The sequence below is a fragment of the Pseudomonas fluorescens genome (assembly GCF_018614655.1).
Classification (GTDB): Bacteria; Pseudomonadota; Gammaproteobacteria; order Pseudomonadales; family Pseudomonadaceae; genus Aquipseudomonas; species Aquipseudomonas fluorescens_BX.
This window is the reverse complement of the sequence record NZ_JAGGOG010000005.1, coordinates 219,352-236,325: the sequence shown is the minus strand read 5'-3', so window position 1 is coordinate 236,325 and position 16,974 is coordinate 219,352. Positions and strand designations below refer to the sequence as shown.

Sequence of the window (16,974 nt, the reverse complement as noted above, 5' to 3'; positions counted from 1 at the left end):
GATGTCCCCGGTTTGTACCGGGACAAGCCCCCTCGCCACAGGCTGGGTGTTCATCGTGCCGTTATGCCGATCAAAGTACCCCACCCAACCCAAACCGCTTCATCAAGCCCTTCTCCAACAACCCCTTGGGCAATAGCGCCGCCATCCACGGCAATGCGTGACAACCATTGCCCGAACGCAACAGGCGTGGCGGCGTGCGCTGTTGTACCGCCTTGAGCACATCCGCTGCAAAGGTACTGGCGGGTGTTGGCCTGTCCTGGGACGCCTTGGCCCGCGCACGAATGCTGTCGCGCAGCGGCCACCAAGGCGATTGTTCATTGATCAGCAACTCAGCCTGGGCCCCGGCATTTTTCGCAAAACTCGTATCGATGGCACCGGGCTGGACTTCCATGACCCGCACGCCGAACGGTGCCAGTTCCATGCGCAGCGCATCACTCAAGGCGTGCACCGCTGCTTTCGACGCGCAGTAAGCACCGGCAAATGGCGTCACCAGCACACCGGAAACGCTGCCGATGTTCACCACCAGCCCTTTGCTGCGACGTAGCGTCGGAAAAAACGCCTGGGTTACGCCCACCACGGCAAATACATTGGTCTCGAATTGGTGCTGCATCGCCTCGGTGCCGCCATCGAGCAACGGCCCCATGGCGCCGTAGCCAGCATTGTTGATCAGTACATCCAACTCGCCCACTTGCTCGGCCAATGCCTTGAGCGCAGCGCCACCGTTGACGTCCAGTTGCACGGCGGTAAAGCCGGCCGTGGCCAGCGCCGTGACGTCTTCGGTGCGGCGGGCCGTGGCCCACACTTCATAACCGGCCGTTTTGAAAGCATCGGCCAGGGCACGGCCAATGCCGCTGGAGCAACCGGTGATGAGCACGTTGGGCATGGATCAATCCTTTGTCGTTATTAGTCGGAGAAGCTGCCTTGCAGGTGCTCGGCACGGAACTCCAGGGTTTGCGGGCGATAGCCAGGGCGCAGTGGTGGGACTGGCAGGCAGTCGTCCCAGGTGGCGCCGGCCTGCAACTCGCCTGGACCGCGATAGCGTGGTGCGGCGTAGACGTTGTCGGCCAGGTTAACCGTGTCTCCCGGCGCATAGGCGGCGACGCGCCAGCGCAGTTCGGTCAGCGGCACGTTGTTGCCGTTGTTCAGGGTTAGTTTCAGCGGGCGATCCGCCGGGCAGGCTTTCGGTTCATAGCTGATACGCAGCTCCAGCCGCGCCAGTTGCTGGGCTTCGCGGTTATCCAGCCAGACCACCCACACCGCCACCAACCCCAGGCCGACCGCTGCCGCCAGAGATACAGGCAACGCCTTGGCCGGGTAGCGCAGCAGCAGGATCAGCCAGGTGATGACCAGTAAAACGCCGAAGAACATGATGGCAGCCTCGTGAACGGATAAACCATCCTACTGTGGGGGAGCTGGATTGACTATCCGAGGTTCTGTGGTTTGTTTTCGGGCGCCATCGCAGGCAAGCCAGCTCTTATCAAACTTAAAACAACGTACTGATTTTAAAGGGTTAGAATTTCACCCTAAAGTCTTGAGCCCTGCATAAACAATTTCAGGCGACCGCATTCTTGTGGCGAGCGGGCTTGCCCCGCGTTGGGCTGCGCAGCAGCCCCAAAACCAGGCGCAGAGGAGTGCCTGATACACCGCATTCGTCTTCATCAGGGGTGCTTCGCACCCCAACGCGGGACAAGCCCGCTCGCCACAGAGGTCCCAGTTTGCTGCGCGACAGCGCTACGTCGAAGAGGTAGTGGGACCTCCCACATGTTGACCGCATTCCAACGGGTGTACTCGGTCAAAATGTGGGAGCGGCGGTGCGACGATTCGACTTGCTCGCGAAGGCAGCCTTTAAGGCACCGCCGCCCCAAGAAAAAAGCCCCCGCCCAACCGGCTGCGGATAGGGGACGCAGTCGGCTGGACGAGGGCTTCTTTTTTTACCTGTTACTGCGCGATGGTTTTCACCGAAATCCCGCGTTCAATCGGTGTGGAGCGACCGTAGATATCTTCAAACCGCTCGATATCGTCTTCACCCAGATAACTGCCCGACTGCACTTCAATGATCTCCAACGCAATCTTGCCGGGGTTGCGCAGGCGGTGTACCGAGGCAATCGGGATGTAGGTGGACTGGTTCTCGGTGAGCAGGAACACGTTCTCGTCACAGGTCACTTCGGCGGTGCCGCTGACCACGATCCAGTGTTCGGCGCGGTGGTGGTGCATCTGCAACGACAGGCACGCCCCCGGCTTGACCGAAATGTGCTTGACCTGGAACCGGCCGCCCATATCCACCGAGTCGTAGGAGCCCCACGGACGGTAGACTTCGCAGTGGTTCTGGGTTTCGCTGCGGCCCTGGTCGTTGAGGGTCGAGACCATTTGCTTGACGCCCTGGACCTTGTCCTTGTGGGCAATCATCATCGCGTCCTTGGTTTCCACCACCACGATATTGTCCAGGCCGATCACCGACACCAGCTTGCCGTTGCCGTGGATCATGCAGTTGCGGCTGTCCTGAATCACTACGTCACCCTTGCTGACGTTGCCATTGGCGTCTTTTTCATTGACGCTCCACAGCGATGCCCAGCAACCCACATCACTCCAACCGGCACTCAGCGGCACCACGCAGGCGCGTTGGGTTTTTTCCATCACGGCGTAGTCGATGGAGTTGTCCGGGCAGCAAGCAAACGTGGCTTCGTCGAGGATCACGGTGTCGGCGGTTTGCTCGCTGCGCTCCAGGGTCAGCAGGCAGGTGTCGTAGATGTCCGGGTCGTGTTTTTTCAGCTCTTCGAGGAAGCGGCTGGCACGGAACAGGAACATGCCACTGTTCCAGAAGTAGCCACCGCTTTTAACGAACTCGGTGGCGCGTTTTTCATCGGGTTTTTCGACGAACTGCGACACGCGGCTGACGCCTTCGGGCAGCAGTGAGTCATTGGTGGACTTGATGTAGCCGTAGCCGGTTTCCGGGCGGGTGGCCGGTACGCCGAACAACACCATCTCGCCGCGCTCGGCTGCCACGGTGGCCAGGGCCAGTGCGCGTTGCAGGGCTTTCTGGTCGTCCAGTACGTGGTCAGCCGGCAGTACCAGCATCAACTCATCGCGACCTTCATTGACCAGCATCATTGCGGTCAGAGCCACGGCTGGCGCGGTGTTGCGGCCAAAGGGTTCCATGAGGATGCGCTGGGTTTCCAGTTTGCGCGCGCTCAGTTGCTCGTTGACGATGAAGCGGTGGTCCTTGTTACAGACCACGATCGGCGCATCCATGCCTTCGAACACCAGGCGTTCCAGGGTTTGTTGGAACAGCGTGTGTTCGCCGGTCAGTGCCAGGAATTGCTTGGGAAACTGTTTACGGGAAAGCGGCCAAAGACGTGAGCCGCTACCACCGGAAAGGATAACTGGAATCATGGTGTTTCTCCTTGAATCTGTATGGGTTAGAGCCTGTGTGAGGGGGCTTGCTCCCTCAGGGGGAGCGTCAATTTCAGAATCTGATCAGCGGGTCGACACGGGGCGTTTTACCCACACTGGCGACAGGCTCGAACCCGAGCCGGTGACGTACAGCACCGCCGCTTCACCACGTTCCAACGCAACCGGCTTCACATCGCCGACTTTCTTGTCTCCGTCATACAGCGCGAGGGTGACCTTCACCGGGTTGATCTCGCGTTCGCCACGGCTTTTCGCGGCCACGGTGTCGACGACTTTGGTCTTGCCGTCAGCGGTTTTCAGGGTCAGGGCCTTGTCGCTGAGGTTCTGCACCCGCACCAGGGATTTCTGTTTGTTCTTGAACGGCGGCTCTTCGATCAGTTGCGGTTGGCCGCTGCCACTGTTGACCAGGGTGTAGTAGTGATCAGCGGCCAGTTTGACCGGCAAGGTCTGGCTGCCGACCTTGGCGCTGTAGTCGCCGCCGGGCATGAAGCTGAAGTCACTGCTGGCCAGCGGTGCGACGTCGCTTAAGTTGGTGCTGCCGACAGTGGCGCTGACTTCCTGATTGCTGGCGTTGTAGACCCGCACAAAGCTGGAGCCTTTCGGGGCGACAGGACCGTAGAGGGCAGCGTCGCCACCGGCGAAGGCGGACATTGATACAACGCTCATGCCGGCAACCAGTGCAAAGGTCTTGGCGAGATGGCGCGCATTAGTAGTGAAAGTCATGTGAGTTACCTCTCTTTCAGTTTTGCGCCCGGTTGGGCGTCTCGGATTTTTGGGTATTGGCTTGAGTGTTGAGTGCCATGTTCTGTTGGCGCGTACCGGCTTGTTTAAGCTGCGCGACCCACTGCGGGTCGGCATCGCCGATTTCGTTGTTTATGGGCAGATAACGTTCAGGGAACTCCCAGATCAGCACCTGGGGAGGGCTGTTCTTGAAGTCGTCGCTTTTCAGGTAGCTGAGCATTGGCAGGATCGGACCGTGGCCGTCTTCGGCGTAGCTGATGACGTCGCTGCCCAGGGCTTGCTTGAGGGCTCCCACGAAATTCCAGTTGGGGTTGGCGCTGTAGCTGGTACCAACCAACGCGACGGGTACTTCGCTGTTGGCGAACAAGGCGTCATCTCCCTTGTTTTCCACAGCATGGGTCACGCGTTTTTGCAGAGGCTCCTTGGGCGGCATCAGGTCTTCGAACAGCGGGTCCAGGGGCAGGAACAGGCGCAGGTCGCCGCTGTGTGGCGCGGCGGTCTCGGCCTCGGTAACAAAGCGCAGGGGCTCACCATTGAGCGGGGTCTTGTCAGCAATGAACCGGGCCAACTGCTTGGCGGCCACTTCGGCGCCGTCGGGGGTCCAGTGGGTATCGGTGCGCAGGAACACTTGCTGGCCGTGAAGCTTGGCCTGTTGCAGCGGGCCTATGAGGTCCGGGGCGAGGATCTTGTCAGCGGCCATGCGCGCATGAAAGTCCTGGTAGAGACCGGCATGGATGCTCGCCGGTTGCACTTCACCCAGGTGTTCCGGGTACAGGCGCACCTTGGCTGGCACAATCGCCATGACCAACTGAATGCCTTGGGCCTGAAGCTTCTGGCGTACGCCTTCCACCAGGGCGTAGTTGCCTTGCAGGTTCTGGTCTTCGTTGACGGCGGGGTTGAACTCCTCGTCGCTGTACAACCAATGATCGCGGCCCAGCACCACGCCGGGACGGCCTTCGTTGAACAGCTTGTAGTCCAGGGCCGCCCAAAGGTTGGTGCCCAGGCGCTTGATCGGGAACTGGTCGTCGTAATGGGTCTCGACGGCCTTGGTCCAGCGACCATTGAGCACCGTGGCATCGGCGTTGGTGCTGAAGCCGAAAAAACTGCGCATCGACCAGGCACCCAGCGCGAGCAGCACGGCCAGGAACAAGGCGATATAGAGGACGCGTAATGAACGGGTCATGGTCGGCTCCCTCAGAACTGGAAGTAAAGGAACGGCGAGAAGCTCTGCGCCGAAAGTTTCAGAATCGAGGCCACGAACAGCAGCAGCACCACGGCGCGCATGGCATAGCGTGGCCAGTCAGCGGTCCAGTAGGCCGGTTGCACGGTGGCGTCAGTGCCAACGGTGAAGCCTGGTTCGTGGATGCTGCCGGGGTTATCGCCCGGTACGGCCTTGATCAGGCTCGGGTCCGCAGGCTTGGCTTTGTCCGCCGGGCGGTTGCTGTAGAAGTCCCGCAGGCCGAAGAACGCCAACGTCGCGTACGCCACCACCAGGGTTGCCACTTGCAGGCCGGTGAGGTTGGCGCGGTTGAGCTCCGACAGCGACCATTCGCCAAAGCTGAACATCGCGCCGTACATACGGCCGGCGACGTGCAGGTTTTCGGCGCGGAAGATCACCCAGCCCATCACCACCAACAGGAACGTCAGGGCCCAGCGAATCGGGTTGAAGCTGCGTGGCGAGGTGTTGAGGCCGATGGCTTTTTCAATCGCCAGCCACATGCCGTGCCAGGCGCCCCAGACGATGTAGGTGATATTCGCGCCATGCCACAGACCGCCCAGTAGCATGGTCAGGAACAGGTTGCGATAGGTGATCAGCGTGCCTTTGCGGTTACCGCCCAAGGTGATGTAGAGGTAATCGCGCAGCCAGGTGGACAGGCTGATATGCCAGCGCCGCCAGAACTCGGTGATCGACTGGCTGATGTAGGGCTGTTTGAAGTTTTCCATGAAACGGAAACCCATCATCAGGCCCAAACCGATGGCCATATCGCTGTAGCCGGAGAAGTCGAAGTACAGCTGTGCGGTGTAGGCCAGCGCACCGAGCCAGGCATCGCCGGTGGTGGGGTTTTGCAGGGCGAAGCAATGGTCGGCGACCACCGCCAGAGTGTCGGCGATGAAGACTTTCTTGATGAAACCTTGCATGAACCGCGTGCAGCCCTCGGAGAATTTGTCGAGGGTATGGGTGCGGTTGTTGAACTGGTCCGCCAGGTCACGAAAGCGCAGTACCGGGCCTGCGATCAAGTGCGGGAAGATCGCCACGAACGCCGCAAAGTCGATGAGATTGCGGGTGGCCGGGGTGTCACCGCGATAGACGTCGATGATGTAGCTGATGGACTCGAAGATGTAGAACGAGATCCCGATCGGCAACAGCACATGGGTGAGAATGAACGGCTCCAGGCCCGCGGACTTCATCATCACATTGATGCTGTCGACCCCGAAGTTGGCGTACTTGAAGTAGCCGAGGATGCACAGGTCGACCGCCACACCGAGCAGCAGCCAGCGCTGGGCCGGCTTGGTGCGCACACCTGCCGCACCGACCTTGAGGCCGATCCAGTAGTTCCACAGGGTGACGGCGGCGAACAGCGCCAGGAAGTCCACTCGCCACCAGGCGTAGAACACGTAGCTGGCAATCAGCAGCAGCAGATTGCGATAGCGTTGCCCGCTCAAGTAGTACAAGCCGAGAAAGATCGGCAAGAACAAAAACAGGAACACATTGGACGAGAAAACCATCCCGATCTCTCCATGTTTAACCAATAGTCAAGGGCCAACGGCCCCCCCAAACCCCCCACGGAAATACGCGGGGGGCGGTATTACATTTCCACTGTCGAAACTGGGTCAAAATGTGGGAGCGGGCTTGCTCGCGAAGACGGAGTGTCAGTCGACACATCCGTTGCTGAACGACCGCTTTCGCGAGCAAGCCCGCTCCCACATTTTTTGACTGCGCTCCGTCAGCTGCCTTTGTTACCTTTCTCATGCGCCGGGTCATAGACCTTGGTCAGGTCCCCCCCAAGCCGGAACGTCTTGAACGGCTGCATCTGATGCTTGCGTTCGATCACATCCGGCGCGCAGGTGTAGAGGCTGCAGAAGGGTTCGAGCCAGGCGAATTTCATGTCTTCCTTCAGGTCTTTCATGTCCTGCTCTTTGCCGTTCTTCTGCTCGAAGATGTCTGGGTCTTTAACCCCGGCCAGCACCTTGTCGCCCAGGCGTTTGAGCGCGCTGTTATTTTCCTGGCGCAGGTCCACACCGTTGACCAGGGCGAAACTGGCAATCATCGACAGCGGTGGCAGGGCGTAGTTGTGGTACGACAAGGCCCGTTGCTGGCGCTTCAATTCGTTAGGCAAAAAGCCCTGGTCGTCGACCTGGTTGGCGCCAACCTTGTATTCCTTCACGGCCCAATCGAACAGGTCGCGGCGGTTGGTGGCGATGGACGTGGCCATTACCGACCAGGCGGCCCAGTAGGAGTGGTTGTTGGTTTTTTCCAGCGGCAGGTTGTCCCAGTCGCTGACGACCTGATCGGCCAGTTTGTTGAACCAGGCTTCGATCACCTGCGACTCCTGCTGATGGTTGGCCAGCGGGTGGGAGTCGGAGAACTTCAAGCGGATATAGGCCGAAGCCATGCTGCCCAGCGCCCATTTGCGCATGGACTTGCCGGTGTGGTTGAAGTCCTTGGACATCAAGGCGTCGGCCTTGGCCCAGCCGGTGAGCCAGTTCAGGGTGCATTCCAACTGTTCAGGGCGACCGTCGCGCATAAATTGCATCACCCGTTTGCTGGTGTCTTTTTCCAGGGTGGTGATGTCGGCAGTGGTGTCGCGAAAGGCTTTTTCAGACTGCACGTTCAGGGTCGATCGAGCCTTGTCCGAGCCTTCGTATTTGCTGCGAAATTGCAGTGGGCCGGTGTAAGGCGTTGGCATCGAATCGCAGCCGTCCTTGGCGTCACCGGTCTTGAATTTTTCCACCGGCGCGAAGTAACCCTGGGGCGGGCGCAGTGGGGCGGCGGCGTTGACCGAGCCGGCGAAAATCGCCAGCCCGAGCAAGGTGGGTGTGAGCAATTTGCGAATAGGCATAAGTAACCTCATTGCCCAAGCTGGGCGGTCTGTTGACCACCGCGAGGGAATACGTTGCGTGTGCAAATTTTCGCTTCGACTTTTTGCGCGGCAGCACCCGCCTCGGGGTCCTGCACTTCCACGGCCAGCAGGTTTTGCGAGGCCCAGTCTTCATCGGTGCGCAGTTCAAAGGCGAAACGCCCGTCTGTATCGGATGTTTCGGGTTTGTCGATCTTGATGTCCTCGTGGCGACCGTTCATGTACCAGAGGGTGGCTTGCAAGGTTTTCACCGACGGATCGGCAAAGCGGATGTCGACCTGATGGCTGCTGTTGCGCAGGTCCATGTTCTTGCTGTTGACCATCAACTCATTCTTGCCGGGTTTCAACGTAGTGCTGGCGCTCATCTGTGCAGGCTTGCCTTCACAGCCGTTGTCCAGTAACGACATCATCTGGCGGTAGATGGTTTCCTGGTCCAGGCGATACAACGGCGAGAATTCCCAGATCAGGATCTTCGGTGGGGTCTTCTGGAATTCGTCGCTGCCCAGGTACTGCAGCATCGAACCTTCCAGGCCACCGCCGGGGAAGGCGACGTTGAGGATATCGGCACCGATTTCCTGTTCGAGGAAGCCGGCAAAGTTGTAGTTCTTGCCGCTGTGACTGGTGCCCACTAGGGTGATCTGCGGGTTGCCGGAATCACCAAACAGGTCGCCGTCGGCCGCCTCACCCTTGGGCTCAGTGGTGAACTGGTCCATGTACTGGATCGCGTAGCTGGTGCCGCACAGTTGCCCGGCCATGTTATGCAGGGTGCCGGTCTTGCCCATGCGTCCGGAGCGTTTGGTCTCGAATTCACGCTTGGGAATGTCGGCAAATTCCGGCATCTGCTTGACCTTGGCGGCGACGATTTTCGCCGTGCGTTGGGCGCCATACGGCGTCCAGTGCTGGTCGCCACGGAAGTAGAAATCGTGGGCCGGCAGTTCGTCCGGCAATTGCTCATTGGTCAACGGCGACAGGTCCGGCACCACATAGCCCATCTTGGCGAAGCGGCCGAGCATGGTCTTGTAGTTGCCCAGCGCCTTGTCGAAATCGAACTTGGCTTTCTCCTCGGGGTTGAGCTTGTTGCGGTTCACCAGGCCACGGGTAGGCTGGTAGACCACCACCAGTTCCACGCCCTTGCTCTTGAACGCATCGTGCAGTTGTTGCATGCGTTTGTAGCCGGCGGGGGAGGTGTCGAATTCAGTGCGTAAGTCTTCCTGGGTGCGGAACAGCCAGTCGCCCTGGGCTTGTACCAGGGTGGTGAAGTTCTGCTGGTAGCGCGTGGTGTAGTTCTTCGCGTCATGCGCCTCGGGGCACAGGTTGCAGCATGGGTCGGCGGTGAACTTCGGGGCCTGCGCTTCATCGGCGCGCACGCCGCTGCTGGCGGCCAGAATGCCGAGGGTCAAACCCGAGAGGCTGAGCAGTTTGATCATGTGTGGGTGCATAAAGGTCATCCTCAGTCCTGCAGTTGGGTCTGGCGTTCGACAGGGTCGATCAGCACGGCTTTTTGCTGGCGCACCAGCAAGTCGAGAATTTCATCCTGGCGTTCGCCGAGAATCCCCGAGAAGCTGATGCCGCTGGATTTGGTCGGGGCGAGCATCGACACGCGATACAACTCGATGCTCAACGGCGAGTCGATGGACAGCGGTCCGCTGCCGTTGGCCGCCAATTCACCGCCGACCACGATCAGCGACACTTGGGCGTCGAACGGGTCGAGGGCGATGTCACGGTCGGTGTCGGTCAGGTCCTTGATGTGGCCGTAAACCCCGGTCAAGCCGTTGGCCATGGCGACGTTCTCGTACAGGCGAATATTCACGCTGTTACGGATGCGGATACCGTGGCGACGGTTACTGATCACTTTGTTGCCCCACAGCAAGTTGTCGCCGCTCTCATAGAGGGTGATGCCGTCGGTGTGGTTGCGGTAGATCTCGTTATCGGCGATCAGGTTATTGACGCTGTTACGGTCGATCACCAGGCCTGAGAGCTTGTTGTCGTAGCTACGGTTGTTGAAGATGAAGCTGTCGTTCACTTCCCGGGAAATGATGATGCCGTGCTTCTTCTTCGTCCCGTAGACCGTGTTGTCGGTGATGATCAACCCGTGGGAACGGTCGTGGGGGTCAATACCGTAGACGATGTTGTCTTTGTAGGTGTTGCCCTTGATCACGAAGCCCGTGGTCTCGTAGCAGTAGAACCCGTACCACATGTCCGAGAACTCGGAACCGATGATCCAGCCGGTGGGTTCCGGGCGCTTGAGGACCTTGGCCATGTTCGGCGTGTACTGGGAAATACTCACGCCATAGGACTTACTGTTGGCGTAGCCGAAGCTGGCCATCTGGCTGTTGACGATGTAAGTCTCGGTGCCGCCCCAGGCCAGCAGGAACGGACGGAATTCCTTGGGCGACTGGAAGGTCGCAGGGCCGTTGGTCTTCTCGCGCCATCCGGTGATTTTGGTATCGCGCACAAACAACTGGCCGTCGTTGATCAGGAATGAACCGGCTTCCTGGGACAGACGCAACTCTTGAGTCTGTTTGTCGATTTCCAGGATGCCCTTACGTCCGACCACGATCGGCAACTTGGCCAGGAACACACCTGGCGAGGTTTCGCTCAGGTACTGCCTGGGCACTTTTTTCAGCAGGTCCTTGAGGTTCATGTAGCCGTCATCGACAAAGATCGCCTGGGGAATCCCGTGCTGGCGCACCACCCATTCGGCCATCTTGTTGTCACCGCCGATAAAGTCCTTGAGGGCGTCTTCCTGCATCATCCGGCGGATGCTGACCTTGCCCGCCCTGGTTCGGACAATCTTCTTCGCCACAGCCTCCGCGGTGTAGCCCGAGACGTCCGGCAGCGCAGGCTTGGCCAGTTCCAGCGACGCGGTGGACGGGCTGCTGATGGTGTAGGTTTTGGCCTGTTGCAGTTCCTTGGCGATGGTGGGCGCCTTGACCGCCGCCGCGCCATCGGCCATGGCCGCAGTGCTGGCCAGCAGCATGGCTGCGACCAGCAGGCTGACCGAGCCTTTGAGGGCTTGAGGATTCATTGCGCAGGCTCCCATCAGAATCGCCAGATCACGTCGACAAAGGCGCGGTGCATGTACGAGTCGACTTGTTTGCCATAGGCATCACCCGGTTTGAACACACCGCCGCGAAAGCGCACCAGGGCCGACGGTTCGTCGATGGACTGGCTGAGCGCGGCCGGCAACAGGCCTTTCTTGAAGTACTTGGTGACCACCAGGTCCATCTCCTGGCCGAGGTCTTTCTTGCCGTCCGCCAGGGGCAGGGAGGTGCTGGAAAGCACGGCGCCGGTGACGTCGTCGGTATTGTTCTGCACGGCATCGATACCGTTGCTGCCCACCGGCTTGTTGCCGTCGACGCGCCAGAACTTGTGGTACACCAGGCTTGCGTCGTAGTCCTCGCGTAACTGCCAGGAGCCGAACAGGCTGATGGACTGCATGTTGTTCATCTCGCCGCGAAACGCTTCGCCGAAACGATGGACCCGCGATTGGGTACCGGTCCAGTTCGAGCGGTTGCTTTGCAGGCCGTTCTGCTCGTAGTCGGCACTGGCGCGGGCATAAGCCGCGCCCACTTGCCACTGCGGGTCGAGGCGCAGGCGCACACCCAGGTCGGTGGCCCAGCCGTCGACGTCGTCGCTACGCTTGGCGTTGGCTGGGCGGGTGCCGTCGGCGTTCAAGGCGTTGACGGTGTCACGGTCGCCCTTCATGCCAGTGATGCTCGCCCAGTAGTTGACGGTGTTGGTGTTGCGCCAGTTATAGGCGTCGCTGTTGGCTTCGATGCCGAGCCAGGTCAGGTCGCCGTTTTCACGCTTGTCCAGGGAGTCGGCTGCTACGCCCGGTTCCGGGTAGTCGAGCTTGCCGTCGTCGTGGGTGTGATGGCCGCGCAGGCCGATCCACTGTCCCGGCGTCCACTGGTAGGCCACGTCGCCGTAGAAGTGCTGGCGGTCCTTGTCTTTGGGCGCCAGTTCCTTGAGGTCGGTGCGGTATTCACTGAAGCGTTCGGCGGCGCCGACATTGGCCCGAAGCAGGGTGGTGTCGAAGGTCCAGTTCAGCGCTTCGATATTGGTGTCGCGCCACTGGCCGTCGTCGTTGCGCAGGCGTTGGCGACCGAATTTCAGTTGCTCGCCAGGGTAGGGCGTGAAGCCGCTGTAGCCGATCCAGAACTCGCGCAAGGCCAGGTAGTTTTTCTTGGTCTTGCGATCGTCGTTGCTTGACTGCTGGGTGGCGTCAGCATCGGATGATTGCAGGGTGTCGGTCTCGATGATGTCCGTGGACGCCACTGCCTGACCCATGGCGTAGGCGCTCCAATTGCCGCTTTCACCGTAGATCCACGGGCGCAGGTCGAGGCCGATGCCGTTGACGTCGCCACCTTTTTGCGTGCCCAGGTCGCGATCGTCTTCGGACTGGCCGGTGACTTTGACGTCGAGGCCGAAGTTCTTTTCTTCGGTCAGGGCCGCGAGGGTCGGGCACGACCACAACAGTGCGAAGGTCAGGCCAATACCGGCCTTGACGAATGGATTGAGTTTCATAGGGATTCCTCGCCGTCTTCTTCTTGCAGGGCGTGCAGTTGCAACGTGCTTTGACTCAAGGCGCCACGGGTGGCCAGTTCTTGTTGCACCAGGCGTTGGCCTTCGGCGCGCTGCTCGGGTGGCAACTGTGCTTCCAGTTGCGTGGCCAGTTCGGTGGCCTGCGGGGTGTTCTGAGCCTTGGCCAATTGGCTGAAGACATAGGCGTTCAGTGGGTTGGGCTTGGTGCCCTTGCCTTGAGAAAACAGTTGGGCGATGGCGAAATCGGCGCTGTTCTGGCCGTTGCGCGCAGCGGTCAGCAAATGGTCCAGGGCCTTTTGCGAATAGACCTGGCCCAGGTAACCACGGCGGTAGATCTGGCCGAGGTAGTAATCGGCGGCCACTTCTCGGCCCTGGGCCTTCTGGAAGTGCGCTTCGGCAGCCTTGGCATCGGCCGGCACCCACTTGCCTTCGTAGTAGAGCTTGCCCAGCAGCAACTCGGCGCGGGGCTGGTCGGCGGCGCGACCGTTGTCCAGGTGCTTCATCATCTGGTCGACATCGCCCAACTCGGGGAAGTCGTAGAGCAATTGCGCCAGGCTGACCCAGGAAGCCGGATAGCCGGGGGCGATTTTTTCCAGCAACGCCTGGGCGGTTTTTTCGTCAGGTTTGCCCAGGCTCGCATCGCCCAGCACGCGGGCCACACTGTCCACCCGTTGAGCGGTGACGGTGCCAAGGCTGTAGCCTGCTTCCAGTTGCTTGAGTAGTTCGGCTTGTTGCTCTGGTTGACCGCGTTTCTGGTACACGGTGGCCAGCTCGACGTAGCAGATGTCGGTGGTGTTCAGCGCAGCCTTGCAGATGCTTTCGACTTCATCCAGGTGCTGGTCGTAAGTATCCTGGGTGCGGTACAGCAGCACCTGGGCCAGGCCGGCTTCAGGGTAACCGGCGGTGCGCCATTGGCTGATCTGCTGCTGGGCGTTGATGTTCGGGAAATCATGCGGGTATTGCAGGTACAGCATCGCCAGCGGGATCAGGGTGTTGCCTTCGCCATTGGCAAAGGCTTTTTTCAACAGGCCTTCGGCTTCGCGGTGCTCGGCTTCGGTCGCGCCGGGCTTGGCCACCAGTAGGCGGCCCAGGCGAGCCTGGGCGCGCGGCGAGGTGTCAGCGGCCGCGCGGTAAGTCGCTTCGGCTTGCTTGATTTGTTCAGGGTCGCGGGTGCCGACCTGGATGTCCGCCAGGCCTACTTGGGCCTCGCTGTAACCCAGGTCCGCCAGTTGCTGATAGTTCTGCGCAGCCGTCACCGTGTCGCCGCGCTTGAGGGCTTCGTTGGCCAGACGCTGGTCCGGCAGGCCGGCGCAACCGGCCAGACTGATGGCTAGGGTTAATGTGCACAGAGATCCAATGTGGCAGCGGGCTTGCTCGCGAAGCAGGCGACGCGGTACATCAGATACACCGCGCTGATCCTTTCGCGAGCAAGCCCGCTCCCACAAGGATTGCAGGGTATTCGGAATAGGTGGAGTCGTCACAGGCATGTCCTCCGCTTAAAGACCTGCAGCCATGGCTTTGTCGATCAGCCAGTTCAGGGAGGGGCCACGGTCGCTGCTCACTTCCACCGGGCGGCCAGAATAGGCGCTGTCCAGTGGTGCATCGGGCTTGATCTGCACACGGATGTCGGAAGACAGGTCAGTGCTGTTGAGGCTGGTGCTGCTGACGATGGTGCCGGTGCGGACTTGTTCTTCATCAGCGACCTGGAAGTTCACGGGCGTGCCCGGACGCACATCGGCGAACTGGCGATAGGAGAAGCGCGCCTCAACATTGGCCTGGCTGCCGCGCGGTACCAGTTGGAAGATCACATCACCTTTGCTGGCGTACTGACCGTCGGCGACCATTTGCTGGGCGACCACGCAGTCGCACGGCGAGGTCAAGGTGCCGGTCATTTGCTTGCCGAACAGCTCTTCGACCTTGGCCGGTTGCAACTGGTCTTCGTCCAGATGGCCCTTGAGTACATCGAGCATGCTGGTGCTGAAAGTCGCCAGTGGCGCGCCCTTGGCAGCGACGGCATTGTCTTTGATCAGGCTCTGTACGGTACCGTCACGGGGCATGGTCACGTTCATCCCCGGTACGCTGACCACACCCGCTTGGGCATGGCTGACGAAGTACATGCCATACACCGATTTGAAGATGAAACCGAAAGCGGCGAGGCCCACGAGGAAGATCGCCAGGCTGAAGGTCACCGCTTTCAGGCGACCGAACGCGCTCATGCCGCTGCCGCCGTCCTTGACCTTGCGCGCCTTGGTGAAGTTGTCCCGTTGCAGGGTCGCCAGCACGTCGCCCATGGTCACGATATCGCCGGACAGGTGTGAGGTGATCAGGTGGCGCAGGGTGGAGATGTCCTGGGCGTCGAGGTTCTGGAACTGGCAACCGGTGCGGCCGGTCTGGCGGTCGTAGGAACGGACCAACAATTCAACGTCCATCGCCAGGCCGAGGTTGTCGATGACGAACTGCAGGCGGCCTTTGTGCACATCGCCCACTTTCAGTGGCTGTTGGGGCGCGTTGAACGCCAAGCCCCCGGCCGACAGGTCAATGACCCGTACTTCCATGGGCGTACGGTCGGCGCCGAAGAAGCGCAGCTTGGCCGGGATCTTGACCCGGGCGTGTTGGCGCTGGGCTTCGGATTCATGGACGACATTGGCGTTTACGGGGGGAGTCATTGGGCTGTTCATCGGTGTAATTCCTTAGTTAATTCAGGCTTGGCAGGGTCAGACCATCATCAGCAACACGGCAACGAAAATGCTGCCGGCGGAGAAGGTCATGGTCCGAGACGACCAGGTGTTGAACCAACGATGAAAGCTGGCCAAATCGCGGGTCAGTTTGGTGTCCTGGCGGGTCCAGGACTGTTGATCGAGGCGGAAGAACACGTAGATTTTCACCAGCGCGCCGACGATCTGGTTGTAATACAGAATCACTGGATAGGCCGGGCCGATCTTGTGCCCGGAGCACGACAACAGCAGGGTCAAAATCAAGCGGGTAATGCCGATCCACAACAGGTAGGCAAGGATGAACGCGCCGCCGTATTTGAAGCTGGCGATGATCGCCACGGTCAGGCCCAGCAACGATGTCCACATGGATACGCGCTGGTCGAACAGCACCACGCTGGTGAATGCACCCAGGCGTTTTACCCCCAGGCCCAGGGCCCGGGAGTTCTGCCGCAGGTTGTTGCCGTACCAGCGGAACATCAGTTTGCGGCTGGCCTTGATAAAGCTCTTTTCCGGTGGATGCTCGACGGTGTTGATCGCCGCATCCGGTACGTAGAAGGTGTCGTAGCCCAGGCGCATCAGGCTGAACCAGCTGGACTTGTCGTCACCGGTCAGAAACTTGAAACGGCCCAGGCGCCAGTGTTGCAACGAGTCGCTTTCCACGTCGGCGATAAAGCCCGGGTCAGTCACCACGCTGGCGCGGAACACCGACATGCGCCCGGTCATGGTCAGTACGCGCTTGGACAGGGCCATGGAACACATATTGATGTGGCGTTGGGCGAAGCGCAGTTTGTGCCACTCGCTCATGATGTAGCCGCCGCGCACTTCGCAGAATTCGTTGGTGGTCAGGCCGCCGACATTGCCGAACAGTTGGAACCACGGCACGGTCTTGCGTACGACGCCCTCGGCGAGCACGGTGTCGCCATCGATCACCGCCACTACGGCACGGTCGTCCGGCAGGTGACGGGAGATAGCGCGAAAACCGAAGGCCAGACCGTCACGTTTGCCGGTTCCGGCGATGCGCACGAAGTCCAGTTTGACGTGGGCGGGCGGGTTCATCTTGGTCCACAGGCTCTTGACCAGCAGCTCATCGGACATTTCCACCAGGGAGCAGACCACGGTGGTGGGGAAGCCACATTCGATGGCCTCACGAATCACCGAGCTGTAGACCTGGGCTGTGGTCAGCGCGTCGATACGGAAGCTGGTGACCATCAGGAACACGTGGGACGGATCTGCGGCCTTGCCCAGCTTGCGCACTTTGCGCCGCAGGTGCGGGTAGACCACATAGAGAAACAGCATGCCGCGAATAAAGTGCGTGGCACCCATTGAGTAACGCCAGATGCCCACGGCGCCAATCAGGAATATGAAATCCTTGGACTGGGAGTCGAAGATGGTCGCCGGCAACGCCAGGGCGAGGCACATCAACACGCTTAAAAACAACAGCCAACCGGCGGCCTGGAGTAGGCCGTGTTTGAGCCTGTGCATAA

The 16,974-nt window shown here is 60.3% G+C and carries 13 protein-coding genes; all 13 read right to left on the bottom strand.

Features of this window, described 5'->3' with window-relative positions; genetic code table 11:
* Positions 1 to 70: 70 nt before the first annotated feature.
* Entirely contained in the window at positions 71 to 883 is an 813-nt protein-coding gene (locus tag J7E41_RS08810) for an SDR family oxidoreductase (RefSeq protein WP_214991786.1), read from the bottom strand.
* A 20-nt stretch (positions 884 to 903) separates the two neighbouring features.
* Positions 904 to 1,368 carry a multidrug transporter gene (locus tag J7E41_RS08805; RefSeq protein WP_214991785.1) on the bottom strand — a complete coding sequence of 155 codons (465 nt, stop codon included), beginning with the start codon at positions 1,366 to 1,368 and terminating at the stop codon, positions 904 to 906.
* 570 nt (positions 1,369 to 1,938) lie between these two features.
* On the bottom strand, positions 1,939 to 3,390 hold the full coding sequence (locus J7E41_RS08800) for a mannose-1-phosphate guanylyltransferase/mannose-6-phosphate isomerase (protein ID WP_214991783.1): 1,452 nt from the start codon (positions 3,388 to 3,390) through the stop codon (positions 1,939 to 1,941).
* A gap of 84 nt (positions 3,391 to 3,474) precedes the next feature.
* Positions 3,475 to 4,131 carry an alginate O-acetyltransferase AlgF gene (locus J7E41_RS08795; RefSeq protein WP_214991781.1) on the bottom strand — a complete coding sequence of 219 codons (657 nt, stop codon included), beginning with the start codon at positions 4,129 to 4,131 and terminating at the stop codon, positions 3,475 to 3,477.
* 16 nt (positions 4,132 to 4,147) lie between these two features.
* Entirely contained in the window at positions 4,148 to 5,332 is a 1,185-nt protein-coding gene (locus tag J7E41_RS08790; RefSeq protein WP_214991779.1) for an alginate O-acetyltransferase, read from the bottom strand.
* Positions 5,333 to 5,343: 11 nt separating this feature from the next.
* Positions 5,344 to 6,876, bottom strand: coding sequence for an MBOAT family O-acyltransferase (locus tag J7E41_RS08785; protein WP_214991777.1), 1,533 nt, complete (start codon positions 6,874 to 6,876; stop codon positions 5,344 to 5,346).
* A 218-nt stretch (positions 6,877 to 7,094) separates the two neighbouring features.
* Positions 7,095 to 8,204: a mannuronate-specific alginate lyase gene (locus J7E41_RS08780; protein WP_353049396.1), complete on the bottom strand. Its 1,110-nt coding sequence runs from the start codon at positions 8,202 to 8,204 to the stop codon at positions 7,095 to 7,097.
* Between the two features lie 14 nt (positions 8,205 to 8,218).
* On the bottom strand, positions 8,219 to 9,667 hold the full coding sequence (locus J7E41_RS08775) for an alginate O-acetyltransferase (RefSeq protein ID WP_214991811.1): 1,449 nt from the start codon (positions 9,665 to 9,667) through the stop codon (positions 8,219 to 8,221).
* Positions 9,668 to 9,678: 11 nt separating this feature from the next.
* Positions 9,679 to 11,271 (bottom strand): mannuronan 5-epimerase AlgG, encoded by a 1,593-nt coding sequence (gene algG / locus J7E41_RS08770; RefSeq protein WP_214991773.1) that lies wholly within the window; start codon positions 11,269 to 11,271, stop codon positions 9,679 to 9,681.
* Entirely contained in the window at positions 11,271 to 12,758 is a 1,488-nt protein-coding gene (locus J7E41_RS08765) for an alginate export family protein (RefSeq protein ID WP_214991772.1), read from the bottom strand. The genes algG and J7E41_RS08765 overlap by 1 nt, the downstream gene beginning before the upstream one ends.
* Positions 12,755 to 14,263 (bottom strand): alginate biosynthesis TPR repeat lipoprotein AlgK, encoded by a 1,509-nt coding sequence (algK, locus tag J7E41_RS08760; RefSeq protein ID WP_251029394.1) that lies wholly within the window; start codon positions 14,261 to 14,263, stop codon positions 12,755 to 12,757. The genes J7E41_RS08765 and algK overlap by 4 nt, the downstream gene beginning before the upstream one ends.
* Positions 14,264 to 14,272: 9 nt before the next feature.
* Positions 14,273 to 15,442 carry an alginate biosynthesis protein Alg44 gene (locus J7E41_RS08755; protein ID WP_214991770.1) on the bottom strand — a complete coding sequence of 390 codons (1,170 nt, stop codon included), beginning with the start codon at positions 15,440 to 15,442 and terminating at the stop codon, positions 14,273 to 14,275.
* A gap of 48 nt (positions 15,443 to 15,490) precedes the next feature.
* Positions 15,491 to 16,972: a mannuronan synthase gene (gene alg8, locus J7E41_RS08750; protein WP_435304115.1), complete on the bottom strand. Its 1,482-nt coding sequence runs from the start codon at positions 16,970 to 16,972 to the stop codon at positions 15,491 to 15,493.
* Positions 16,973 to 16,974 lie beyond the last annotated feature (2 nt).